20 protein-coding genes and 1 other RNA gene are annotated in these 23,998 nt (G+C 66.2%); 3 read left to right on the plus strand and 18 right to left on the minus strand.

Annotated elements, in window-relative coordinates; translation table 11 throughout:
• Window positions 1-42 precede the first annotated feature (42 nt).
• The 14 genes from ftsA to rsmH all read right to left on the minus strand — a co-directional run bounded on the left by ftsA (window position 43) and on the right by rsmH (window position 17,555).
• The gene (gene ftsA, locus I3J27_RS28485; RefSeq protein ID WP_270162196.1) at window positions 43-1,365 is read right to left on the minus strand and encodes a cell division protein FtsA; all 1,323 of its coding nucleotides are present in this window, start codon (window positions 1,363-1,365) and stop codon (window positions 43-45) included.
• The gene (locus I3J27_RS28490; protein WP_270162197.1) at window positions 1,362-2,390 is read right to left on the minus strand and encodes a cell division protein FtsQ/DivIB; all 1,029 of its coding nucleotides are present in this window, start codon (window positions 2,388-2,390) and stop codon (window positions 1,362-1,364) included. The genes ftsA and I3J27_RS28490 overlap by 4 nt, the downstream gene beginning before the upstream one ends.
• Before the next feature lie 349 nt (window positions 2,391-2,739).
• A complete protein-coding gene (locus tag I3J27_RS28495; RefSeq protein WP_270162198.1) occupies window positions 2,740-3,726 on the minus strand; it encodes a D-alanine--D-alanine ligase family protein in 987 nt (328 codons plus the stop codon).
• A gap of 22 nt (window positions 3,727-3,748) precedes the next feature.
• Window positions 3,749-4,669 carry a UDP-N-acetylmuramate dehydrogenase gene (gene murB / locus I3J27_RS28500; RefSeq protein WP_270162199.1) on the minus strand — a complete coding sequence of 307 codons (921 nt, stop codon included), beginning with the start codon at window positions 4,667-4,669 and terminating at the stop codon, window positions 3,749-3,751.
• Between the two features lie 4 nt (window positions 4,670-4,673).
• Window positions 4,674-6,077, minus strand: a complete 1,404-nt coding sequence (gene murC, locus I3J27_RS28505; protein ID WP_270162200.1) for a UDP-N-acetylmuramate--L-alanine ligase — start codon at window positions 6,075-6,077, stop codon at window positions 4,674-4,676.
• Window positions 6,078-6,198: 121 nt separating this feature from the next.
• Window positions 6,199-7,299 carry an undecaprenyldiphospho-muramoylpentapeptide beta-N-acetylglucosaminyltransferase gene (gene murG, locus I3J27_RS28510; protein ID WP_270162201.1) on the minus strand — a complete coding sequence of 367 codons (1,101 nt, stop codon included), beginning with the start codon at window positions 7,297-7,299 and terminating at the stop codon, window positions 6,199-6,201.
• Between the two features lie 144 nt (window positions 7,300-7,443).
• Window positions 7,444-8,595, minus strand: a complete 1,152-nt coding sequence (gene ftsW, locus I3J27_RS28515; RefSeq protein ID WP_270162202.1) for a putative lipid II flippase FtsW — start codon at window positions 8,593-8,595, stop codon at window positions 7,444-7,446.
• 239 nt (window positions 8,596-8,834) lie between these two features.
• On the minus strand, window positions 8,835-10,235 hold the full coding sequence (murD, locus tag I3J27_RS28520; protein ID WP_270162203.1) for a UDP-N-acetylmuramoyl-L-alanine--D-glutamate ligase: 1,401 nt from the start codon (window positions 10,233-10,235) through the stop codon (window positions 8,835-8,837).
• Window positions 10,235-11,338, minus strand: coding sequence for a phospho-N-acetylmuramoyl-pentapeptide-transferase (gene mraY, locus I3J27_RS28525; protein WP_014492955.1), 1,104 nt, complete (start codon window positions 11,336-11,338; stop codon window positions 10,235-10,237). Before mraY ends, murD begins: the two co-directional genes overlap by 1 nt.
• Before the next feature lie 160 nt (window positions 11,339-11,498).
• Window positions 11,499-12,878 (minus strand): UDP-N-acetylmuramoyl-tripeptide--D-alanyl-D-alanine ligase, encoded by a 1,380-nt coding sequence (locus I3J27_RS28530; RefSeq protein WP_270162204.1) that lies wholly within the window; start codon window positions 12,876-12,878, stop codon window positions 11,499-11,501.
• Window positions 12,875-14,347, minus strand: a complete 1,473-nt coding sequence (locus I3J27_RS28535; RefSeq protein ID WP_270162205.1) for a UDP-N-acetylmuramoyl-L-alanyl-D-glutamate--2,6-diaminopimelate ligase — start codon at window positions 14,345-14,347, stop codon at window positions 12,875-12,877. Before I3J27_RS28535 ends, I3J27_RS28530 begins: the two co-directional genes overlap by 4 nt.
• 83 nt (window positions 14,348-14,430) lie before the next feature.
• Complete coding sequence (locus I3J27_RS28540; protein ID WP_270162206.1) at window positions 14,431-16,173, minus strand: peptidoglycan D,D-transpeptidase FtsI family protein; 1,743 nt, start codon at window positions 16,171-16,173, stop codon at window positions 14,431-14,433.
• Window positions 16,170-16,562, minus strand: coding sequence for a cell division protein FtsL (gene ftsL / locus I3J27_RS28545; RefSeq protein WP_270162207.1), 393 nt, complete (start codon window positions 16,560-16,562; stop codon window positions 16,170-16,172). The genes I3J27_RS28540 and ftsL overlap by 4 nt, the downstream gene beginning before the upstream one ends.
• Window positions 16,563-16,565: 3 nt before the next feature.
• Window positions 16,566-17,555 (minus strand): 16S rRNA (cytosine(1402)-N(4))-methyltransferase RsmH, encoded by a 990-nt coding sequence (gene rsmH / locus I3J27_RS28550; RefSeq protein ID WP_270162208.1) that lies wholly within the window; start codon window positions 17,553-17,555, stop codon window positions 16,566-16,568.
• A 544-nt stretch (window positions 17,556-18,099) separates the two neighbouring features.
• On the opposite strand from rsmH, the gene I3J27_RS28555 reads away from it, so the two are divergent.
• Entirely contained in the window at window positions 18,100-18,882 is a 783-nt protein-coding gene (locus I3J27_RS28555) for an N-acetylmuramoyl-L-alanine amidase (RefSeq protein ID WP_270162209.1), read from the plus strand.
• Window positions 18,883-18,923: 41 nt separating this feature from the next.
• Here the strand turns inward: I3J27_RS28555 and I3J27_RS28560 are convergent, their stop codons facing one another.
• Together I3J27_RS28560 and I3J27_RS28565 are read right to left on the minus strand one after the other, a co-directional pair.
• Window positions 18,924-20,156, minus strand: coding sequence for an RNA polymerase sigma factor (locus I3J27_RS28560; RefSeq protein ID WP_270162210.1), 1,233 nt, complete (start codon window positions 20,154-20,156; stop codon window positions 18,924-18,926).
• A 22-nt stretch (window positions 20,157-20,178) separates the two neighbouring features.
• Window positions 20,179-20,532, minus strand: a complete 354-nt coding sequence (locus I3J27_RS28565; RefSeq protein WP_270162211.1) for a YciI family protein — start codon at window positions 20,530-20,532, stop codon at window positions 20,179-20,181.
• Window positions 20,533-20,681: 149 nt separating this feature from the next.
• Between I3J27_RS28565 and rnpB the strand changes: the two genes are divergently transcribed.
• Window positions 20,682-21,112: RNase P RNA component class A (rnpB, locus tag I3J27_RS28570), an RNA gene on the plus strand.
• Between the two features lie 57 nt (window positions 21,113-21,169).
• Here the strand turns inward: rnpB and I3J27_RS28575 are convergent.
• Both I3J27_RS28575 and I3J27_RS28580 read right to left on the minus strand, forming a co-directional pair.
• The gene (locus I3J27_RS28575; protein ID WP_270162212.1) at window positions 21,170-21,883 is read right to left on the minus strand and encodes an alpha/beta fold hydrolase; all 714 of its coding nucleotides are present in this window, start codon (window positions 21,881-21,883) and stop codon (window positions 21,170-21,172) included.
• Window positions 21,884-21,955: 72 nt separating this feature from the next.
• Window positions 21,956-22,384: a DUF983 domain-containing protein gene (locus I3J27_RS28580; protein ID WP_270162213.1), complete on the minus strand. Its 429-nt coding sequence runs from the start codon at window positions 22,382-22,384 to the stop codon at window positions 21,956-21,958.
• 79 nt (window positions 22,385-22,463) lie between these two features.
• Between I3J27_RS28580 and I3J27_RS28585 the strand changes: the two genes are divergently transcribed.
• Window positions 22,464-23,834, plus strand: a complete 1,371-nt coding sequence (locus I3J27_RS28585; RefSeq protein ID WP_270162214.1) for an aminotransferase-like domain-containing protein — start codon at window positions 22,464-22,466, stop codon at window positions 23,832-23,834.
• Window positions 23,835-23,998: the final 164 nt, after the last annotated feature.

Below are 23,998 nucleotides of genomic sequence, written 5' to 3' on the forward strand. Positions count from 1 at the left end.
CCGCGGGAGTTGGTGAAATTCGAAGATTGCGGAACCGGTTCATCAGAAGCCCTCGCGTAGCCATCGTCCGACCTTTCCAAAATAGCCGCCCGTCCCTGTCCTGACCTGCTGCCGCGTATGTCGCGGTTCGACATGTTCGTGGTGAACATATTGCGGGTAGACGAGGAGCCCGGCCGGCACCGCGAACGCGGCGTTCTTCGCCTCGTTGGGCAGCCGGCCAAAACCGAGCGGACGTCCGACCCGCACGGGCCGGCCGAGAATCTGGGTGCCGAGTTCGACGAGACCCGTGAGCTGCGAGGCCCCGCCCGAGAGCACGACGCGGCCGTTGGGCTCCGAGGCGAAGGGCGAATCCTTCAACTTGTCCCGAACCATTTCGAAGACTTCCTCGGCACGGTGCTTGACGATGTTGGCGATGGTGGCGCGGGAGACGATCTGCGGCAGATCCTGCTCGTCACCGGCCGTCGGCACAGACATCAGCTCACGCGAGTCCGATCCGCCGGTGATGACGGTCCCGTATAACGTCTTGATTCGCTCGGCATCGGCAATGGTCGCCGAGAGTCCGCGCGCAAGATCCATCGTGATGTGTTGCCCGCCGACCGCAAAACCGGCCGCGTGCACGAAGCGGCCGCCGGAATAGACCGCAATCGTGGTGGTGCCCGCACCCATCTCGACGACGGCCGCGCCGAGATCGGCCTCGTCGTCGGTCAGCACCGACAGGCCGGCCACATAGGGGCTCGCCGCCATGGCTTCGACATTGATGTGGCAGCGCTCCACCGCCAGCATCAGGTTCCGCGCCACGGTGGCGTCGCAGGTGACGACGTTCATGTCGACGCCGAACTGATGCGCGACCATGCCGCGCGGATCGCGGATGCCTTTGACGCCGTCGAGCGTGTAGCCGACCGGCAGCGCGTGCAGCACGGTGCGGCCCTCGCCGGTGGCATGGCGCATGCCGGTGGAGGTGACGCGGCTGACATCGGCCGGGGTCACGGCGCCGCCGCGAATGTCGGCGGCGGCTTCAACCAGCTGGCCGGAAAGCCGGCCGCCGGAAACCGACAGCAGCACGGACTCGACCCGCACCTTGGCCATTTTCTCCGCAAGCCCGACCGCCTGGCGGACCGCCTGCTCGCATTCGCCGAGATCGATCACCGCGCCGGCTTTCATGCCGCGCGACTGGATCTGGCTGTAACCGATCAGTTCCACCGCATGGGTGCGGCCGCGCAGCGCGTCGCTCGGCGCCGACGGCTTCAGCCGCGCGATCATGCAGGCGATCTTGCTGGTGCCGATATCGAGGCAGGCGACGAGGCCGCCGCGCTTGTGCGGCATCGGGCGCGTCTTCGGCGTCTGGGTGCGATCGAGACCGGTCATGCGGCGTCCCCGGCCTTCTTTTTCTTCTTGTCCTTGAACAGGTCCTCGCGCGCCTTGGCGGCGTCGTCGGACAGCTGCACCACCAGACGATCGGGCAGGCGCATGTCGACGGCGACGATGTCGCGGGAGAACAGCCTGTCCTCCTTGTCGAGCTTCGACAGCATCGCCAGCGCGTTGCCGACGTCCTGCTCGGGCAGGCGGATGTCGAGGCCGTCCTTGAGCCTCAGGTTCCAGCGCCGTTCGCCGACATAGATCGCGGCCTTGGTCACCGAATTGATCTGCGGATAGCGCGCCAGCAGCGCCAGGAAATCGCGCGCCTGGGTGTCGGCGCCCTTGCCGACGACGAGCGGCAGCGACAGGAACCGGCGCGAGACATAGGGCTCGAGCACGGCGCCGTCGTCGGCGATGACCGAGAGCCGGCCGGCTTCCTGCCACAGCGCGTACGCCTTGCGCTCGGTGAGCTCGATCATGAGCTGGCCCGGATAGAGCTTCAGCACGGTCGCATCCGCGATCCAGGGATTGGCCTTGAGCTTGTCGCGAACGGCGTCGGCGTCGAGGAACAGCAGTGAGGAACGGCCGCTGACGCCGCCGATCGCCAGAATCTCGTCCTGGCTGAGCTGCTTGCGGCCGTTGATCACGACGGAGGTGATGCGGAAGCCGGCGGAATTGGCCAGCGCATTGCGGGTATCGCTGACCGCCGTGATGAAATCCTGGAGATGGCCGCCCTTGACGATGCCGAAACCGCAGCTCCCCATCAGCAGCAGCACGGTCATGGTGATCCCGACCCGGCGCGGCGCATAGCGCTCGACCAGCGCGACGACGCGCGGCGGCGGCTCGCGCTCGATGGCGGGCCTGGCCTTGGTCCTGGATTTGATCTTGTTCTGGGCAGCAGCGCGCTTTTCAGCGTGCTTGTCCTGCACCCACTCGCGCAGAAGCACGACCGCTCCGATAGCGGCCGCCTTCAGGTCAGCTTGGGGCCTCAGCGATCTGAAAAGCGACCGGGTGAGGCTTCCTGCACGATCCATTGCACGAGCTCGTCAACAGTTTTCCCGCGATACCGCGCGGGTCCTGGCGAATGTGACGTCTCGGTCTTGCCGGGCCGGGTGCTGGTCTTCGGCAGAAGAAGCCTCTCCCCATCAAAGCGTTCGCTGGAGGTGACATCACCCGGGACAGCTCACGCGCCGGCAGCCAAAACGCCATATGCGCCGCCAGCGTTAACCTTCGGACGTCCTGGTAAACAAAAGGTAAAGTTCGTTAACGCCGGATGCGTTTTGCCGAGGCCAGTGAGGCATTTATGCCGCGATCTCCGGCATTTTACCGGATTTGGACCCCAAACCGGGCCATTTCGCCGGTTCGGCCGTTAACCAGTCCTAACTATTTCCGCACGCCCCGCCCGGCGAGCTCGACCAGGCCGCGCAGGAAGTCGACGAATGCGATGCCCTCGGCTTTCAGCGCCTTGGGGTAGAGCGACGACTTGGTCAACCCGGGCAGCGTGTTGGTTTCAAGATAGACCAGGCCCTTGTCGGAGACGATGAAGTCCGAGCGGGAATAGCCGGTGCAGGACATTGCGCGATGCGCCAGCATCGCCTGCTCCTTCAGCGCGGCGGTGATCTCGGGTGCGAAACGCCCGGGGCAGATCTCCTGGGTCGACTTCAGAAGATATTTTGCGGCGTAGTCGAAACTCCCCTCGCCCGGAATGATCTCGATCGGCGGCAGCGCGACGATCGAGCCGTCGGCGCGTTCCAGCACGCCGCAGGTGGCCTCGACGCCGGCGACGTAGGGCTCGATCACATAGTCTTCATGCTGGGCCGCATTGCGGACGGCGACGAGATCCTGCCTGGCGTTGACGAAGATCAGGCCGTAGCTCGAGCCGTCGCGCGCCGGCTTTGCGATCAGCCGGCCGTATTCGGCGAAGGCCTCGTCGATCTTGTCCAGCGCAATGTTTTCAGGCGGCGTCACGCCGCCGAGCGCGGCGAAATGCTTGGCCGCGATCTTGTCGAAGGCGAGATGCGAGGAGGCCGAGCCCGATCCGGTGAAGGGCACGCCGCGCGCCTCGCACATCAGCTGCAATTCGCCGTTCTCCGCGCGCCCGCCATGCAGGCCGAGTACCAGCACGCGCCCTTCCGCCTTGGCCCGGTCGAGTGCCTGCTCCAGCGGAATGCCCGACGTGCCGGGCTTGAACTCGTCCTCGAACGGGCGGGCATGTTCGAGCAGCTGCTTCGATTGCACCACATGCACCTTGTCCTCGACGTCCCACCACCAGAGGTCGGCCTCGGGCAGCGCCTGATGCAGAGCCTGGGCCGAGGCGACCGAAACCAGACGCTCCCGGTTGGAGCCGCCGAAGAGGATGGTGATGCGCATGTTCTCTCGTCGCCTGTCCAAATTAGCCGGGAATTCCGATCCGCTTGATTTCCCAGTGTAGCTCAATTCCGGAATTTGCCTTCACCCGCTCGCGCACGGTCTCGCCCAGCGTCTCGATGTCGTGCGCGGTGGCATCGCCATTGTTGATCAGGAAGTTGCAGTGCATCTGCGAGACCTGCGCGCCGCCGACGCGCAAGCCGCGGCAGCCGGCGGCATCGACCAGCTTCCAGGCGGAATGGCCGGGCGGATTCTTGAAAGTCGAGCCGCCGGTCTTTTCGCGGATCGGCTGCGCGGTCTCGCGATGGGTCTGCACCTCCGCCATGCGCGCGCGGATCGCATCGGTATCCCTGATCTCGCCGCGAAACCGCGCGGAGGTGAAGATGATGGAGGGATCGACGCCGCTGTTGCGATAGACGAACTTCATGTCCGCATTGGAGAAGACATGCTTCGTGCCGTCGCGCCCGACGCCTCGCGCCTCGATCAGAACGTCCTTGGTCTCGCCGCCATTGGCGCCCGCATTCATGCGCAGCGCGCCGCCGATGGTGCCGGGAATGCCGAAGTAGAATTCGAGCCCGCCGATATTCTCGCTCGCGGCCACTTCCGCCACGCGCTTGTCGAGCGCCGCCGCTCCAGCGGTGACGACGTCACCGCTCGCGACTGCGTCGCCAAAGGCACGCGGCGCAAGGCGGATCACCACGCCCGCGATGCCGCCGTCGCGCACGATCAAATTGGAGCCGACGCCGACGACATAGACGGAAACGTCGGACGCGAGATGCGCGAGGAAGTAAGCGAGATCGTCCTCGTCCGCCGGCGTGAACAGCACCTGCGCGGGACCGCCGACGCGAAACCAGGTGAGCTCGGCGAGCGACTGGTTCGCCAGCAGCCGGCCGCGCAACTCCGGCATCGCGGCTTTGAGGTCTGGCGTGATGTCGGGGAAGCTCACCGCCCTACCCCAGCGCCTTCAACTGGTCCGGCAGTGTATACGCCCATTGCGTGATGTTGCCGGCCCCTAAGCACACGACGAGATCACCCGACTTCGCCACGCCCTTGACGATGCCCGCAAGCTCCGATGCCCCCGGCAACGGCACCACCTCGCGGTGACCGTGCGCGCGCAGGCCGGCAACGAAATGGTCGCGGTCGATGCCGTCGATCGGCGCTTCGCCGGCGGCATAGACGTCGGCGACAACAACCGCATCGGCGTCGTTGAAGCAGGTGCAGAACTCCTCGAACAGCGATTGCAGGCGGGTGTAGCGATGCGGCTGCACCACGGCGACGATCTTGCCGTTGGTGGATTCCCGCGCCGCCTTCAGCACCGCGGCGATCTCGACGGGATGATGGCCGTAATCGTCGATCACGGTGACGCCGTTCCATTCACCCGTCTTGGTGAAGCGGCGCTTGACGCCGCCGAAGCCGGCGATGGCCTTGCGGATCGCATCGTCGGACACGCCGAGCTCGCGCGCGACCGCAATCGCGGCCGTCGCGTTGGAGGCATTGTGGCGCCCCGGCATCGGCAGCATCAGATCAGCGATCTCGTGCACGGCGCCGGTCTTGCGATCGCGGAACGCAACCTTGAACTTGGAGCCACCGCCCATCGGGGTCAGATCGACGAACCGCACGTCGGCCTGCGGGTTTTCGCCGTAGGTGATGATGCGGCGATCCTCGATCTTGCCAACGAGGCTCTGCACCACGGGATGATCGATGCACATCACGGCGAAGCCGTAGAACGGCAGGTTCTCGACGAAGTTTCGGAACGCGTCCTGCACGGCCTCGAAGGTCTTGAAGTGGTCGAGATGCTCGGGGTCGACATTGGTGACGATCGCGACATCGGTCGGCAGCTTCAGGAACGTGCCGTCGCTCTCGTCGGCTTCAACCACCATCCAGTCGCCGGCCCCGAGCCGCGCGTTGGAGCCATAGGCATTGATGATGCCGCCGTTGATCACGGTGGGATCGAGCCCGCCGGCGTCGAGCAGAGTCGCGACCATCGTGGTCGTGGTGGTCTTGCCGTGCGTGCCGGCGATGGCGATGCAACTCTTGAGCCGCATCAGCTCGGCCAGCATCTCGGCGCGCCGCACCACGGGAATGCGCCGCTCGCGCGCCGCCATCAGTTCCGGATTGTCGCGCTTGATCGCGGTGGACACGACCACGACCTCGGCGCCATCGACGTTCTCGGCCTTGTGGCCGACGGAGACCTTCGCGCCCTTCTTGCGCAAGCGGTCGAGATTGTAGTTGTCGGAGGCGTCCGAGCCCTGCACGGCATAGCCGAGATTGACCAGCACCTCGGCGATGCCGCTCATGCCGATCCCGCCGATCCCGACGAAGTGGATGGGTCCGATCTCGCGCGGCAGTCTCATGCTCTGTTCCCTGACCTCGCCGCCGGAGAAGGCGGCATCTGGCGAAGGTCACGGCCAAATCAGCCGCGCCGTTCCTACTGGATGCCCCGCTTTGGAAGACGAAGACAAGGGCTTTTTCGCGTCAGATTCCAGCGACTTTGACCACGAGATCGGCGAGCCGCTCGGCGGCATCGAGCCGGCCGGCACCGCGGGCAGCGGTGGCCATGGCCGCGAGGCGCGCGGGCTCGGCGGCGAAGGCGGAGATCTCTGACGCCAACCGGTCGGACGTGAACTCGGTCTGCGGGATGCGGATGGCACCGTCGACCTTGGACAGCACGCCAGCATTGGCGAACTGGTCCTGGTCAATCGAACCGGGCAGCGGCACCAAAATCGAGGGCCGTCCGATTGCGGCGAGCTCGGCCACGGTGCCGGCGCCGGACCGCGACACCACGAGATGGTTGGAGGCAAGCCGCGCGGGCAAATCCTTGAAGAACGGCGCCAGCTCGGCATTGACCTTGAGCTTGTCGTAGACCGCGCGGACGCGGCTCATGTCCTCGTCGCGGACTTGCTGGGTCAGGATCAGCCGGCTCCACAGCGCAGGCTCGAGCCGCTCGATCGCGCCGGGCACGATGTCGGCCATGATGCGTGCGCCCTGGCTGCCGCCGACGACGAGCAGGCGCAGCGGGCCGTTCGCCTCGGGCGCGGCATATGGCACGGCGGCTGCCGCGAGAACCGCCGGCCGCATTGGCGTACCGACGGTCGTGGTCTTGCCCGATAGTGCGGGATCGCGGTCGAGCACGCCGGGCAAGGACGTTGCGATGGCGCGGACGCGGCCCGACAGGAACCGGTTGGCGCGGCCGAGCACGGCATTGGCATCGTGGATGATGCCGGGCACGCCGGCGAATTTTGCCGCGACCAGCGGCGGCAACGTCGGATAGCCGCCGAAGCCGACGACGGCGACGGGCGTCAGCCGCTTGATCAGGCGATACGCAGAGAGCGTGCCGGCAGCCAGCGTGAGGCCGGCATAAGCGAGCTGCAACGGATTGCGGCCGCGCGCGGTCTCGCTCGAGACGACGTCGATCATGTCCTTGCTGAACAGCCCGCTATAGCGCAGCGCGCGTTCGTCGGTGACGAGGCGGACACGAAAGCCGCGCCGGATCAGCTCGACGCCGAGTGCCTCGGCCGGAAACAAATGGCCGCCGGTGCCGCCCGCGGCGAGAAGAATCAGGGGGGACGTGGTCATGGTGGGGGAGTTTTACAGCGTCTCTCTCGTCATTGCGAGCGAAGCGAAGCAATCCAGAGTGCCGCCGCGGAGACAGCCTGGATTGCTTCGTCGCCAGCACAAAATTGCTCCGCAATTTTGTCGCGGGCTCCTCGCAATGACGGCTTAAGCGTAACTCCGCATCGCCTCGGCATGGCCGCTGGCCTCGACCTCGGTGCGCGGGCGCAGGCGCGTCAGGGCCAGCATCATGCCGACGCCATAGGCGAGCGACACGATCGAGGAGCCGCCATAGGAGATGAACGGCAGCGTCATGCCCTTGGCAGGGATGAGCTGGAGGTTGACCGACATGTTGATCGCCGCCTGCACGCCGAACAGGATGGCGAGACCCGACGCGGCGAAGCGCGAGAACATGTCCTCATTGGCATAAGCGCGCGACAGCGTGCGGATGACGACGAAGGCGAACAGCGTCAGCATGGCAAGGCACAGGATGATGCCGAACTCTTCGGCGGCAACCGCGAACACGAAGTCGGTGTGGCTGTCCGGCAGGCTGCGCTTGGCGATGCCCTCGCCCGGCCCGAGGCCGAACCATCCCCCGTTGTAGAAGGCCTCCATGGCGGTATCGACCTGGAAGGTGTCGCCGGAGGCCGGATTCATGAAGCGCTTGATGCGGCCCGCGACATGCGGGACGAACAGATAGGCGCTGAACAGGCCGGCGGCGCCGAGACCTGCCAGACCGAACACCCAGATCATGCGCATGCCCGCAATGAAGAACAGCGAGCCCCACACCATCAGGATCAGCATGGTCTGACCGAAATCCGGCTCCATCACCAGCAGCGAGACCAGCATCAAGAGCAGCACCAGCGCCATCGAGGTCGCGGGCATCTCGGGCCGCTTGGTCGATTCCGCGAACAGCCAGGCCGCGATGACGACGAAGGAAGGCTTGGCGACTTCGGAGGCCTGGATGTTGACGCCGATCAGCGTGATCCAGCGCCGCGAGCCCTTCACCTCCGGGCCGATCGCGAGCGTCAGCACGATCAGGATGATGCTGGCTGCGAAGATGATCAGCGCACTACGGCGGATCGCGCGCGGCGACAGGAAGGAGACCCCGAGCAGCACCAGGCAGGACGGGAGGAGGAACAGCACGTGGCGGCTGAAGAAATGGAAGGGATCGAGCCCGATCCGGGTCGCGACCGGCGGGCTCGCCGCCAGCGACAGGATCACGCCGGTCAGCATCAGCGCCAGGATCGCGCCCATCAGCGGCTTGTCGACGGTCCACCACCACTCGGAAAAGGGGGTGCGTTCTTCACGGGAGAGCATGGGCGGCCGCTTTCGGACAGAGGTCGGTCCATTGGTCGCCGAGGTTGGTTACCGGGGGGTTAAGGAATTGCGGATGGTTGGAGACGATCTCCGCTGCCGCCGCACAACACAATGTCATGCCCCGCGAAGGCGGGGCATCCAGTACGCCGCGGCCCCTCGGCTCAAGCGCGGTCTCTGGAATACTGGGTCGCCCGGTCGAGCCGGGCGACGACAGCGGAGCAAAAGGGCAGTGACCTGCCCTACACCACCGGCTTCACGCCCGGCAGCGCCTGCACCAGTTCGCGGAACTTTGTGCCGCGGATTTCGAAGTTGCGGTACTGGTCGAACGAGGCGCAGGCTGGTGACAGCAGCACGACCGCATCAGTGAGACCTGACGCCTCTGCATCGCGCGCGGCGTGTTCGACGGCGACGTCGAGGGTCTGGCTGATCTCGTGCGCCACCTGCGTGCCGAGCGTGCCCGAAAACTCCTGCGCGGCCTCGCCGATCAGATAGGCCTTGCGGATGCGCGGGAAGTAGCCGGTGAGGCCAGTGATGCCGCCGGCCTTGGGCTTGCCGCCGGCGATCCAGAAGATGTCCGCAAAGGACGACAACGCATGCGCGGTAGCGTCGGCGTTGGTGCCCTTGGAGTCGTTGACGAACAGCACGTTGCCGCAGCGGCCGACCTGCTCCATGCGATGCGCGAGGCCGGGAAAGCTGCGCAAGCCGTTCTGGAGCACCTCCAGGCTGATGCCCATCGCGAGCGCGGCAGCGGCGGCGCAGGCGGCGTTCTGCGCATTGTGCTGGCCGCGTAGCGAGCCGATGCCGCCGAGCTTTGCGACCTCGCTGCGCGCACCGCCCGCAGTGCGCACGATGGTGCCATGCTCGACATGGATGCCGCTCGCCAGCGGATTCCTGACGGAGACGCGCTCGACCTTCTTGCCGGCGCGGTCGAGCCGGTCGGCGATGTCGCGGCAAAAGCCGTCATCGACGCCGACGATCGCGGTGCCGCTTCCTTGCACGCCCGCGACGAGGCGCTCCTTCACCGCGGCGTAATGCGCGATGGTGCCGTGACGGTCGATGTGGTCCTCGCTGACATTGAGCAGGATGCCGACGGAGGGATCGAGCGAGGGCGTGAGGTCGATCTGGTAGGACGACATCTCGATGACGTGAACGCGGCCCATGCGCGGCGGCTCCAGCGACAGGATCGCGGTGCCGATATTGCCGCCCATCTGGGTGTCGTAGCCCGCGACCTTGGTCAGGTGCGCGATCAGCGCCGTCGTGGTCGATTTGCCGTTGGTGCCGGTGATGGCGACGAACGGTGCGTTCGGCGCGTGCCGGCGCCGTTCGCGGCAGAACAGCTCGATGTCGCCGATCACCTCGACCCCGGCCTCGCGCGCCTTCAGTACGCTCCAGTGCGGCACCGGATGGGTCAGCGGCACGCCGGGCGCGAGCACGAGTGCGGCAAAATTCGCCCAGGAGACGTTGCGCAGATCCGCGGTGATGAGGCCGGCCTGCGCCGCCTTGGCGACGTTCTCGGCATTGTCGTCGGCGGCGATCACCTCGGCGCCGCCGGCTTTCAGCGCGTGGCAGGAGGCGAGCCCCGAGCCGCCGAGGCCGAACACCGCGACCGTCTTGCCGGCGAAGGATGTGACCGGAATCATCAGCGCAGCTTCAGCGTCGACAGGCCGGCCAGCGCCAACATCACCGAGATGATCCAGAACCGGATCACGATCTGCGGCTCGGTCCAGCCGAGCTGCTCGAAATGGTGATGGATCGGCGCCATCCGGAAGATGCGCTTGCCCGTGAGCTTGAACGACACCACCTGGACGATGACGGAGACCGCCTCCAGCACGAACAGACCGCCGATCACCGCGAGCACGATCTCGTGCTTCACCGCGACGGCAATTGCGCCGAGCATGCCGCCGAGCGCGAGCGAGCCGGTGTCGCCCATGAAGATCGAGGCCGGCGGCGCGTTGAACCAGAGGAAGCCGAGGCCGGCGCCCAAGAGCGCGCCGCAGAGCACCGCGAGCTCGCCGGTGCCCGCGACATATTTGATCTGGAGATAATCGGCAAACACCGCGTTGCCGGCGAGATAGGCGATCATCGCAAAGCTCGCGGTCGCAATCATAACCGGCACGATGGCAAGGCCGTCGAGACCGTCGGTGAGGTTCACCGCATTGCCGGCGCCGACGATGACGAAGGCGCCGAACACGACGAAGAACCAGCCGAAATGCAGCACGGTGTCCTTGAGGAAGGGTATCGTCAGCGCGGTCGAGGCGGGATCGCGGTTCAACCGCACCAGCGCATAGCAGGCCACCAGCGCGATCGCCGCTTCGATCAGCAGGCGAAGCTTGCTGCCGAACCCGGTCGTGGTCTGCTTGGTCACCTTGAGATAGTCGTCATAGAAGCCGACGAAGCCGAAGCCGAGCGTCACCGCCAGCACGATCCAGACATAGGGGTTGAGCGGATTGGCCCACAGCACTGTACCGACCGTGAGGCCGGACAGGATCATCAGGCCGCCCATCGTGGGCGTGCCTTTCTTGGCGAGATGCGATTGCGGGCCATCGGTCCGGATTGGCTGGCCCTTGCCCTGGCGGATGCGCAGATGGTCGATGATCCAGGGTCCGAACAGGAACACGAACAACGCGCCGGTGACGACGGCGCCGCCGGTCCGGAAGGTGATGTAGCGGAAGACGTTCAGGAAGGTGCGGACGGCACCGAAGCCCGGAAATGTGTTGGAGAGCTCGATCAGCCAGTAAAACATTCAGACGGTCCTATGGCGCCTTTCGCACGCAGCCTTGATCTTGATCCTGGCGTGCCTCACGCGCATTCGCTGGTCTTCATCATGGGGTCGGGCGACCTCCGGGAAAACGACCGGCTTCGCGCCGCAAGGTGGGATTCGGGAACAGCGCCTTCCAAGCAGTTTACGCCTTTGCCTGCAAGGCGGCCACTAGGCCCGGCACAAACTTGTTGACCCAGAACATCTTCTTGCTGCCCTTGACAACCACGACATCGCCTGCCCTCAGCAGATTTGCGACCTCGCTGGCTTTCAGCGTGGCGGGATCGTCGTGCCAGCCGAGGGCCTTGCCAGCCGGCAACACGTCGCGGAGGTGGCGCATCAGGGGGCCGACGCAGTAGACGCCGTCGATGCCTTCGAGATGCTTGACCAGACCGGTATGATAGGTTGGCGCGTCATCGCCGAGCTCCAGCATGTCGCCGAGCACCGCAATGCGGCGGCCACCGGTCACGTTGCGGGCCTGGAGGCTTTGCAGTGCAGCAGCCACGCTGGCCGGATTGCCGTTGAAGCTGTCGTCGATCACGGTGACGCCGCCGACCGCCTGCTCGACGCCGCGGCCGGTCATGATGCCGACCCGGTCGAGCTTGATCGCGAGCGTCGCCGCATCGAGGTTCGCCGCACGGATCGAGGCGAGCGCGGCGAGCGCATTCTGCACGCGGTGCGGCGCGCCCGGCGTCAGGCTGAAGGCGATCTCCTTCTTGCCGATCATGGCCACGACCTGCCAGCTCTCGCCATGCGGCGCGTGCGCGACCTCGTGCACCTCGGCATGCTCGCCGAAACGCACCACCTTGCCCTTCCATTCGGACGCCTTGAGTCCGGCGGGCAGCACCAGCACGCCATCCTCGGGCAGGCCGAGCGCGATCGACACTTTCTCGCGCCTGATGGCTTCGAGGGAGCCGAGCTTCTCCAGATGCACGGGCTGGACGTTGACGACGAGCGCGACCGTCGGCCGCGTCAATTCGCTGAGCCGCGCGATCTCGCCAGTCTGGTTCATGCCCATCTCGACGACCCAGAGGCTGGCATCGGGCTTTGCATTGCACAGCGTCAGCGGCACGCCCCAGAAATTGTTGAAGCTCGATGGGCTCGCATAGGCGCCGGGGTAAGCCGCGAGGAATTCCTTGGTGCTGGTCTTGCCCGCGCTGCCGGTGAGCCCGATCACCGGCCCGCTGAAGCGTGCGCGTGCGGCCCGCGCGAGACCCCAGAGCCCGTCGATCAGCGTGTCCTTGACGACGATCTGGGGAATGCGGATGCCGGCGATCTCGTGCGGCACGATCATCGCGACTGCGCCGGAAGCTTCCGCCTTGTCCGCGAACTCCCAGCCGTCACGCGCGCTGGCGAAGGCCGAGGTGAAGCCGCCGCTCGGCGTGCCGCTCAGCGCGACGAACAGGCTGCCCGGCTTCACCAGCCGGCTGTCCTGGGTGACGAAATCGATCGGCGTGTCCGGAAATGATCCGGCAGCGCCCAGCGCGCGCGCCACCTCGGCAACCGTCCATATTGGCCCGCTCATCTCGTCCTCGACGCTAATGCGGCGGCGACCGCCTCGTGATCACTGAAGGGCAGCACCTCGCTGCCGACGATCTGCCCGGTCTCGTGTCCCTTGCCGGCGACGAGCAGTGCATCGCCTTCTTGAAGTTCCTCGATCGCGGTTCGGATCGCCGCGGCACGGTCGCCGATCTCGCGGGCGCCTTTTGCGGCGGCGAGGATTTCGGCGCGAATGGCTTCCGGCTTCTCGCTGCGCGGATTGTCGTCGGTGATGATGATGCCGTCGGCGTTCTCGGCCGCGATCGCGCCCATGATCGGACGCTTGCCGGCATCGCGGTCGCCGCCGGCGCCGAACACGACGACCAGTCTCCGTTTGGCGTAGGGCCGCAGCGCCTGCAACGCCTTCGCCAGCGCATCGGGCTTGTGCGCGTAGTCGACGAAAACAGGCGCGCCGTTGCGCTCGCCGACCCGTTCCAGACGTCCCTTGGCGCCTTCGAGATGTTCCAAGCTGGCAAGCACATTGGCCGCATCGCTGCCGGTGCCGATGGCAAGTCCGGCCGACACCAGCGCGTTCTCGATCTGGAATTCGCCGACCAGCGGCAACCGGACGGAATAGCGCTTGCCGCGATGCTCGAGCGCGAGCACTTGCGAAAAGCCTTCGACGTCCGCGCCCATAAGGCGAATACCCTCGCCTGCCCCATCGCCGGCGCGGCCAACGGCCATAACGCGCAAGCCGCGCGACTTCGCCGCATCGATCGCTTCCGCCGAGCAATCATGATCGGCCGAGATCACCGCCGCGCCGCCGGGCGCGACCAGCTCGCGGAACAGACGCAGCTTCGCCGCGAGGTAATGCGCGACGGTCGGATGGTAATCCATGTGGTCGCGCGAGAGATTGGTGAAGCCGCCGGCGGAGACGCGCACGCCGTCGAGGCGATACTGGTCGAGCCCGTGCGAGGACGCTTCGAAGGCGAGATGCGTCACGCCCTCGCGCGCGATCTCATCGAGCTGCCGGTGCAGCGCTATCGGATCCGGCGTCGTCAGCGAGCCATAGACCGTGCGCTTCGGCGAGACCAGACCGATGGTGCCGATGCTGGCGGAGGCGTGCCCCAGCCGCTCCCAGATCTGGCGCGTGAACGCCGCGACCGAGGTCTTGCCGCTGGTGCCGGTCACCGCGGCAATCGTCGCGGGCTGCGCGGGGAAGATTTTCGCCGCCGCCAGCGCCAGCGCGCGGCGCGGATTAGCCACCGCGACGAACGGCACCCTGGAGCTGGCTGGCGCATGATCGCCGACGACCGCCACCGCGCCTGCGGCAATCGCGGCATCGACGAAGCGCGCGCCGTCGGTCTTGCTGCCCGCGAGCGCGAAGAAGAGATCGCCCGGCTTGACCGCGCGGCTGTCGAGCGCAACGCCGGTCACCTCGAGCGCCGCGACAGCGGGCTCGAGTGCAGCATCATTGCTCAAAACGTTCTGGCCTAGAAGGTCGCGCAGCTTCATGGTCTTCCAGTCGACATGCCGCGCCGGAAAGCCGAATCGTCAGGAAAAGCCGAATCAGCACCGGCGATGGCCACCCCGGTTGATTACTGGGTTGTCCTGGATGCTGCAAGAATAAGGCGCTCGGACGGCGGCAGGTTGAAACGGGGCTCGATCCCGAGCAGCGGCCCGATGCGGGCAATGACGCTGCCCCCCGTCGGCACCGCATTAAAGCCCGACGTGATGAAGCCATACGTCTCCTTCAGCGGCTGTGGCTCGTCGAGCATGATGAGAATCTGATACTTCGGATCGTCGGAGGGCATGATCGCGGTGAAGGAGTTGAGCACCCGCTTCTTGGCATAGCGGCCGTTGATGACCTTCTCTGATGTGCCGGTCTTGCCGCCGATATAGTAGCCGGGAACATCGGCCTTCTTGGCGGTGCCTATCTCGGCGTTGAGCCGCATCAGATAGCGCATCTTGTCGGAGGTCTCCGTCTTGACCACGCGCTTGGCCATCGCCGCGGCTTCTTCTTCGCTGCGCTTGAGGAACGTCGGAGGAATCAGATAGCCGCCGTTCACCAGTGCGTTGATGCCCATCACCGCCTGTAGAGGCGCCACGGAGAGGCCCTGGCCGAATGCGATGGTCACCGTGTTCAACTCACCCCAACGGCGCGGCACCAGCGGAGCCGCGCTCTCCGGCAACTCGGTACGCAACCGCGTCAACTGGCCCATTTTGGCCAGGAACGCCTTGTGCGCCTCGACGCCCTGGCCGAGCGCAATTCGCGCAGCGCCGATATTGGACGAGTAGGTGAATACTTCCTTGGTGTTGATGAAACGCCCGAGCGAGTGGCTGTCATGGATGGTGAACTTGCCGTAGTGCAGGTTTCCGCGCGCATCCCACATCGAGTTCAGGTTGATCTTTCCGGAATCGAGCGCCATCGCCAGCGTGAAGGCCTTGAAGGTCGAGCCCATCTCGTAGACGCCGGTGGTCAGGCGGTTGATGCGATCAGGATCGTGCGCTTCCTTCGGGCTGTTGGGATCGAAGTCCGGCAGCGAGACCATCGCCACGATCTCGCCGGTCTTGACGTTGGAGATGATCCCGGACGCCGCCTTGGCGTGGTACTTGTCCTTGGCCTTCAGCAACTCGTCACGCAGGGCGTGCTCGACGCGCAGATCGACCGACAGCTCAATCGGCTTCTGCAGGCGGTCGATGGCAAAGCCGGCGCGGTGGAGATCGGCGAGCCCTTGATTATCGAGCCACTTCTCCATGCCGGCGATGCCCTGGTTGTCGATGTTGACGAGACCGATGAGGTGGGCGACCTCGTTGCCGGTCGGGTAGACGCGCTTGTTCTCGCGCAGGAAGCCGACGCCGGGAATGCCCAGCTTGTGGATGTCCTGCTGCTGCTTCGGCGTGATCTCGCGCTTGAGCCAGACGAAGCCCTTGCGCGACTTCAGGCGTTCGCGCACCTCGGCTTCATCGAGGTCCGGCACGGTCGCGGTCAGAAGCTCGATCGCCTCGTCCTTGTCGATGATGCGGCGTGGCTCGCCGAACAGGCTCGACGCCTTGACGTCGGTCGCCAGGATCGCACCGTTGCGGTCGACGATGTCGGGTCGCGCGGTCGCAACCACTTCCTGCGCGGCAGCACGGCGCGCGCTGTGGGCGTCGGCACCGATCGCGAACATCACGAGCCGGCCGCCGATCAGGGCGTAGACCGAGGCAAAGGCGAGCATTGCGAGGCCGACGCGCGCGCGCGCCTTCGCGGCGCGGTCGACATTGCGCCCGTAAAGCAGGCTGCGGATCAGCCGCTGTCGCCAGGGTTCTGTTGGCTTGGCCGGAGTCGCAGCACTCATTGCTTGTCCTCGGACTCGGATACGGAGCCCGTCACCGTATCCGGGTCGCTTGCGGCTTCGATGGTGTTGAGCATGGCCCCGATCGGGTCGGGCTCGCCCGGCCTGAACATCCGCGGCGGACGCTCCGGCAGGTTCTTCAGCTGGTCATATTGCGTGCCGTTGACCGGCTTGAGCGGCAGATGCCGCTCGGACAGACCTTGCAGCCGCAAGGGCGCATCGAGCTTGGCCCATTCGGAACGCAACGAGGCGATCGCGTCGCGCTGCTCGCGGATCTCCGCATGCAGCCGCAGCACCTTCTCGGTGCGCGCCGTGGAGTCCATCTTGATCCGGTAGACATAGGCCGCCGCGAAGATCAGCGCGCCGATGACGAGGAGGTGGATGAAGCGCATGTGCTAGCCGCCCCTCATCACGTCGGAGAGTTTGGGCCAGGACGATGGCTCGTCGTCATCATGCGCGGGCGCCGGGGTGCGCTCGGCGGCGCGCAGCTTTGCGGACCGTGCGCGCGGATTGTTTGCAACTTCCTCGTCTCCGGCAACGACAGGCCGCCGCGTCAGCAGCTGGAAGCTCGGAGCGACTTGCGCCACTTCGGGCAGATGCCGCGAGCCGCCGCCGGTTTTGGAACGCAGGCCAAGGAAATTCTTGACGATGCGGTCTTCCAGCGAATGGAACGAGACGACGACAAGGCGGCCGCCCGGCTTGAGCACACGCTCGGCCGCAGCCAGCGCAGTCTGAAGCTCCTCGAGCTCTTCATTGACGAAGATGCGGAGGGCCTGGAAGGTCCGCGTCGCCGGATGAATGTCGCCGGGCTTGGAACGCACCACCCTGCCGACGAGATCGGCGAGCGCGCGCGTGGTCGTGAACGGTGTCTCCTGCCGGTCCGCGACGATGGCGCGGGCGACGCGGCGCGAATGCCGCTCCTCGCCGAGGAGATAGATGATGTCGGCGAGATCGCCTTCCGAGGCGCGCGCGACGACATCGGCCGCGGTCGGCCCGGCCTGCCCCATCCGCATGTCGAGCGGACCGTCGAGACGGAACGAGAAGCCACGACCGGCCTGGTCGAGCTGCATCGAGGAGACCCCGACATCCATCACGACGCCGTCGACGGCATCGACGCCTTGCGCCGCGCAAACTTCGGCGAGATTGGAGAAGCGGTCCTCGACCAGCGTCAGCCGGCCCGAGGAGCGTTCGACCAGTTCGGCACCACCCGCAATGGCGGTGCGGTCACGGTCGATCGCGATCACGCGGGTTCCCGGCACGTCGAGGATGGCGCGGCTGTAGCCGCCGGCACCGAAGGTGGCGTCGACATAGATCCCGCCCGCGCGCGGCGCGAGATGATCGACGGCCTCGCGGCCGAGAACGGGGATGTGCGGAGCCGAGCTCATGCGCCAAGCCTTCCGACACCAGGCCTTCCGACACCAGGCCTGCCGAACGTCCATGCGCGATTGAGGACGAACAAGCCCATAACGCCTCGAATAATTCCGCGTCGCGGCGGTTCCACGACAAAGCCCTCGTCCAGCACGGTCACCAAGCCCGGTCATCCCGGGCCGCAAACCCAGTGTTCCCAGGGGAATTTGTCGGGCAGCCATGGGATTTCGAGCCAAAAATGCGCTTCGGCCGCCTCAGGACGCGGGTCGGCTCTTCATCTCTCAGTAACGGCCCTTAGCGTTAAGAAAGCGTTGATCGGCGCGCGACAAGTCGAAAAGGTGGCGGGGTGGGTGATGCTTCATCCACACACACAGGCCAAAATGCATCCGTTAACCGCGTCGCACGATTGCGCAGGGTGAAGGGTAAAGGAATAGTAAAGAGAAGGGCTTGGCCCACTCTTCTGTCCCGCTTGAGCTGTTCATGTCATCCGGTTCGTCCACACCGTCTGGATCTGATTCGAAGCGCCAGCGCGTTCTCCCGGTTCCCAAGGCCGCGGCGAACATGCGGACGTTCGAGCCGGATTCCTCGATCGTCTCCGACATCATCCCCTCGCCGAACCATGGCGAGCGCAACAAGGGACGGCAGCCGGACATGATCCTGCTGCACTACACCGGCATGCCCGACGTCGAGGGCGCGCTGGCGCGGCTGTGCACCGCGGGCACCGAAGTGTCGGCGCATTACGTCGTGCTGGAGGACGGCCGCATCGTGCAATGCGTGCCCGAGACCAGGCGCGCCTGGCACGCCGGCGTCTCGTCCTGGGCCGGCGAGGACGACATCAACTCCTGCTCGATCGGCATCGAGATCATCAACCGCGGCCATGACTGGGGCTATCCGGAATATCCGCTGCGCCAGATCGCCGCCGTGATCACGCTGTGCCGCGGCATCATGCTCCGCCGCAAGGTGCCGGCGCACCGGGTGCTCGGGCATTCCGACGTCGCACCCGCGCGCAAGAAGGACCCCGGCGAAAAATTTCCGTGGCATTCGCTGGCCAATTCCGGCGTCGGTCACTGGGTGACGCCCGCCCCCGTCGTGCGCGGCGAGACCCTGATGCTCGGCACCATCAGCGACGAGGTGCTGAGCCTGCAGCAGGCGCTCGCACGATACGGCTACGGCGTGCCGCTGACCGGCAAATACGACGCCGCCACCATGGAAGTCGTCACCGCGTTCCAACGGCACTTCCGCCCGGCGCGGCTGGATGGTGTCGCGGATCATTCGACGCTGTCGACATTGCAGGCGTTGCTCGGGAGCTTGCCGGCGGACGGGACGACGGTCGCGTCGAAGTGACGGCCAAAGAGGCGCTGCGCTGCGTCCGGGGCACGAGTGTCCTACCCCATCTCCCTCACCCGTCGCGCATACAGCCGCCGCAACGGCTCGAGCTGCGTCGCCTCCGTCGCCGCGCGGTACGCCTCGCGCGCTTCGTTTGTGCGGCCGAGCCGGCGCAACAGATCCGCGCGCACCGCGGGTAATAGCTCATAACCGCGCAGCCCGCCGCGCGCAGCGATCGCATCGACGAGATCGAGCGCGCGCGCAGGCCCGTCGACCATCGACACCGCCGCGGCGTGGTTGAGCTCGACCACAGGCGACGGGTTGGTGCGCAGCAGCACCTCATAGAGTCCGGCGATCTGCGGCCAGTCAGTCTCGTCATAGCTCGGCGCACGCGCATGCAGCGCGGCGATCGCAGCCTGCACCGCATAGGCTTGCGGCCGCCCGGGCATCCGTAGCGCGTCCTCGACCAGATGCAGCCCCTCCTCGATCTGCACGCGATCCCAGAGCGAGCGGTCCTGCTCTTCCAGCAACACGACGTCGCCCGCCGAGGTCGCGCGCCCGGCGCGGCGCGCATCGTGCAGCAGCATCAAGGCCAGGAGGCCTTTGATACTGCTGCGATCAGGCATCAGCCGGTCGAGCAAGCGGCCGAGCCGGATGGCCTCGACGGCGAGATCGGGCCGCATCAAATCCGCACCCTCGGTTGCGACATAGCCTTCGGTGAAGACCAGATAGATCACCGCGAGCACGCCATCGAGCCGCGGCTCCATCGCGTCGCGCTCGGGCACTTCATAGGGAATGCCGGCGAGCCTGATCTTCTGCTTGGCGCGGACGAGCCGCTGCGCCATCGCCTCCTCGCTGACCAGGAAGGCGCGCGCGACCTGCGACGTCGAGAGCCCGCCGACGGTGCGCAGCGTCAATGCGACCTGGACCTCGGGCGCGAACGCCGGATGGCAGCAGGTGAAGATCAGCCGCAGCATGTCGTCATCGAGCATGGCCGGCGGCTCGTCGGCGGCCTGCGCGTTCGGCTCGAGCTCGTGCACGAGCGCCTGCTGCTTGCCGCGGAAGGCAATCTGACGGCGGACCCGATCAATCGCCTTGTGCCTGGCGACATTGACCAGCCAGGCACGCGGATTGTCTGGTAGCTCGTTTGCCGGCCAGCGCTCCAGCGCGACCGCAAAGGCATCCTGGAGCGCATCCTCGGCGAGATCGAAGTCGCCGACGAGGCGGATCAGCGTGGCCAGCGCCCGCCCCGCCTCGTCGCGAAAGATCGTGTCAATTTCACCCGGAGTCATGTGTCGGCGCGCGGCCTGGCCGTCACTTGTCGTAGACCCAGATCGGCCGCACCTCGATCGAGCCGATGCGCGCGCTCGGAATGCGCGCGGCAATCTCGATCGCGGCATTGAGATCCTTGGCCTCGACCAGGTAATAGCCGCCGAGCTGCTCGCGCGTTTCCGCGAACGGGCCGTCGGTCGTCAGCGTCTTGCCGTCGCGCACGCGCACGGTCGTCGCGGTCGTGGTCGGCTGGAGCCGGTCGCCGGCCTTGAAATTGCCGTTCTGAATGATGGACTGAGTGAAGGTCTGATATTCCTCCGTCATCTGCTGGCCGGCCGCCGGGCGCATGTTCGCGTACTCGGCTTCGTTCTGGTAGATCATCAGCAAATACTGCATCACTTAACTCCTGTTGCACGGCTGGATCGCCGACATCCAGTCGAACGGGGCACGCTCCCAACGACATCTTCAGGATAAATTATTTGCAGGAAGCGGGCACGGCGATATCGGCTTGACGGAACCGTCACAAATGCCCCATGCGTAAGGCGTCAGTCGGCCGGACGGCCGCTCCGGCAAGCGCCGAAAGGCCGCCGGGGAGGAAAGTCCGGGCTCCCTTGACATACGGTGCCGGATAACGTCCGGCGGGGGCAACCCCAGGGAAAGTGCCACAGAGAACGAACCGCCCGCCGTCGCTGCGCAAGCAGCGTAGGCGGGTAAGGGTGAAAAGGTGCGGTAAGAGCGCACCGCGGCTGCGGCAACGGAGCCGGCATGGTAAACCCCACCGGGAGCAAAACCGAATAGGGACGGCGTAGCGGGCTGTTCGCGAAAGCGATAACGCCGCGGGGCGATGTCAGGCCCGCCGTCCGGGTAGGTTGCTCGAGGCCATGTGCAAACATGGTCCCAGAGGAATGGTCGTCACGTATCGTTCGCGCAAGCGGGCGGTGCCCTACAGAACCCGGCTTACAGGCCGGCTGATATCTTGCAACGAGGGGTTCGATTCTAGCGCATCGGACCCCTCACCAATTTCACCGCTGCTTTACGCCGTGATTTCCTGCAGCGTCTGCATCAGCGCCTCCGGCGCCGTCACATTCGGCGCGTGGCTGGCATCGAGCTCGACATAGCGCCAGCCGTCCTCGCTCTTCGTCCGCTTCGCAAACTGCCCGAACACGTCGCCCGGCGGAATGCGCGTGCAATAGATGTAGCTGCGCGGCACCGCCGCCTCGCCATGCGCGAGCTTCAATCTCGTCTCGAAACATTTGATCGGCATGGCAACGCGGCGCGCGTTGAGCCAGTCGAGATCGGTTTGCGGCGTGTCCGGCGGCGGCGGATTCGGCGGGATGCGGTAGCCGTCGCCGGAGCTTGCTGCCTTGCGCATCGGCTCGCGCCCGCCCTCGTTGAGATCGAACAGCGACTGGCCGTCGCGCGGCACGAAGGCGTCGAGATAGATCAACTGCGTCACGCGTTCACGCGCCCGGTCGGCGACGCCGGTCGCGACCATGCCGCCATAGCTGTGGCCGAGCAGCACGACGTCGCCGAGGTCCTCGAACTTGATGACGTTGATGATGTCCTGGATATGCGTGTCGAGATCGACCGCGGGACTTGCGAGATGCGCGCGCTCGCCGAGGCCGGTATAGGTCGGCGCCACCAGGCGGTGGCCGGCCTGCGCCATCAGCGGATGCATCTTCTTCCAGGCCCACCCGCCGGACCAGGCGCCATGACAGAGCAGAAAAGTCCTCGCGCGTGCAGCCATCGGCGTTTCCATCGTTCTTGTTGATACGATGGAGTGTAGCGGCCGAATGCGCGATGTAAACGCCGCGGCCCGTCAGGCCGCGCGGGTGTTCACCTTCACAAGGACGGGCGCAACCGCCTCGCGCCGCAGCTTGCCCGCCTCAAAGCCGTGCATGCCGATCTGCCATTGCAGGCCGACGATCGAGCCTTTGGTCGGTTGCAGCAGCGCGAGCGAGGCGAACAGCGTCACCGGCAGCCACACGGCCAGTTGCAGCCAGACCGCCGGCGCATAGGCCGTCTCGACCGCGAGGATCGCCGGCACCACGAGATGGCCGACCACGACCATCACGAGATAGGCCGGGAAATCATCGGCGCGCTGGTGAAACAGCTCCTCGCCGCAATGGTCGCAAGCGTCTGCGACCTTCAGGAAGCGCCCGAACATATGTCCTTCGCCGCAGTTCGGGCACTTGCCCAGGAAGCCGCGCCACATCGCCTTCGTGAGAGAGACTGAACCGGCCGCCATGACCACACCTCTTCCTTTTCGACGATCCATACAATAATATCTTGCATCCATACATTCAAAGGATATGGGCCAAAATTGCATGGATTGGACCCCTACAATCTCGGAGCTGAGCGGCCCGCGCTACCAGCGCATCGTCGAGGCCATGGAAGCCGACATCGCCGCCGGCCGGCTGGTGCGCGGCCAGCAGCTCCCGACGCAGCGCGCGCTGGCAAAAGCCCTCGGCATCGACCTCACCACGGTGACGCGCGCCTACACCGAAGCGCGGCGCCGCGGCATCATGGAAGCCCGGGTCGGACAGGGCTCGTTCGTGTCGGAGACCAGCGCGCGCCGCGCGATCGACCTGCCGCATCCGGTCGCGATCGACCTCTCGATGAACGTGCCGCCGCATCCGCTCGAGGCGCAACTCGACGAGCGCATCATCGCAGGAATGGAAGCGATCCGCGCGCAATCGGGCCTGACCGCCCATCTCAACTACCAGCCGCCCGGCGGCAGCGCGCATGAGCGCGAGGTCGCGGCGCGCTGGATGCGCGCCCGCGTTCCGCATGCGCATGTCGACAGGCTCGTGATCTTCCCCGGCACGCAGACGATCCTGTTCAACCTGCTCGCCCACCTTGCGAGGCCAGGCGACGTCGTGCTGACGGAGGCCCTGACCTTCCCCGGCATCAAGGCCGCAGCAGTGCGGCTCGGCGTCAAGCTCGTCGGCGTCGCGATGGACGACGGCGGCATCCTGCCCGATGCGCTGGCGAAGGCGTGCCGCACGCACAGGCCGAAGGCGGTCTATCTCATCCCGACGCTGCACAATCCGACCACCGCGACGCTTCTCCCCGAGCGACGCAACGCGATCGCGAAGATCATTGGGGATGCCGGTACTTTTCTGATCGAGGACGACGCCTACGGCCTGCTCGACCGCGCGGCGTCGCCGATCGCGAACCTCATTCCCGAGCGGACCTATCTCGCAACCACGCTGTCAAAATGCATCGTCCCGGCGCTGCGCGTCGCCTATCTCGTGACGCCCGACAGCGCCGCGCAGCAGGAGATGCGGACTTACCTGCAGGCGACCGTGCAGATGCCGGCGCCGCTGATGGTTGCGCTGGTGACGCATTGGATCGAGACCGGCATCGCCGATCGCATCATCACCGCCATCCGCAACGAGGCGATCGGCCGCCAGCAGCTTGCGCAGCGCGCACTCAAGGGCTTTCAGTTCCTGGCCAAGCCCGCCGCCCATCATCTGTGGCTCCGGCTGCCGGAGGGCCGACCCGACGTCGCGGCTCATCTCCTGCGCAATGGACTCGCGGTCGTCGCCGGCGATGCCTTCACCGTCGACGGAACGCCGCCGCATGCGGCGCGCGTCTCGCTCGGCGCGGCGCGCAACCGGGCGGAATTGACGGAGGCGCTACGTATCCTGGTCGGCGCGCTGCACAGGCCCGCCGACACCAGGCAAATCGTCTAGAGCATGATCCGGACCCGAGGGGCCGCGTCAGCGCAAAGTGTGAAGCGGTTTTCCGACAAGCGCGCGCCGCCGGCGTAAGCTGGCCGCCGTTCAGCACGTCACGACCGGGATGCGCGGCCTGATAGGCCGCGGGCTCGGAAAACTGCGCCTGCGCCATCGTCTTT

It is taken from the genome of Bradyrhizobium xenonodulans (genome assembly GCF_027594865.1).
Taxonomy (GTDB): Bacteria; Pseudomonadota; Alphaproteobacteria; order Rhizobiales; family Xanthobacteraceae; genus Bradyrhizobium; species Bradyrhizobium xenonodulans.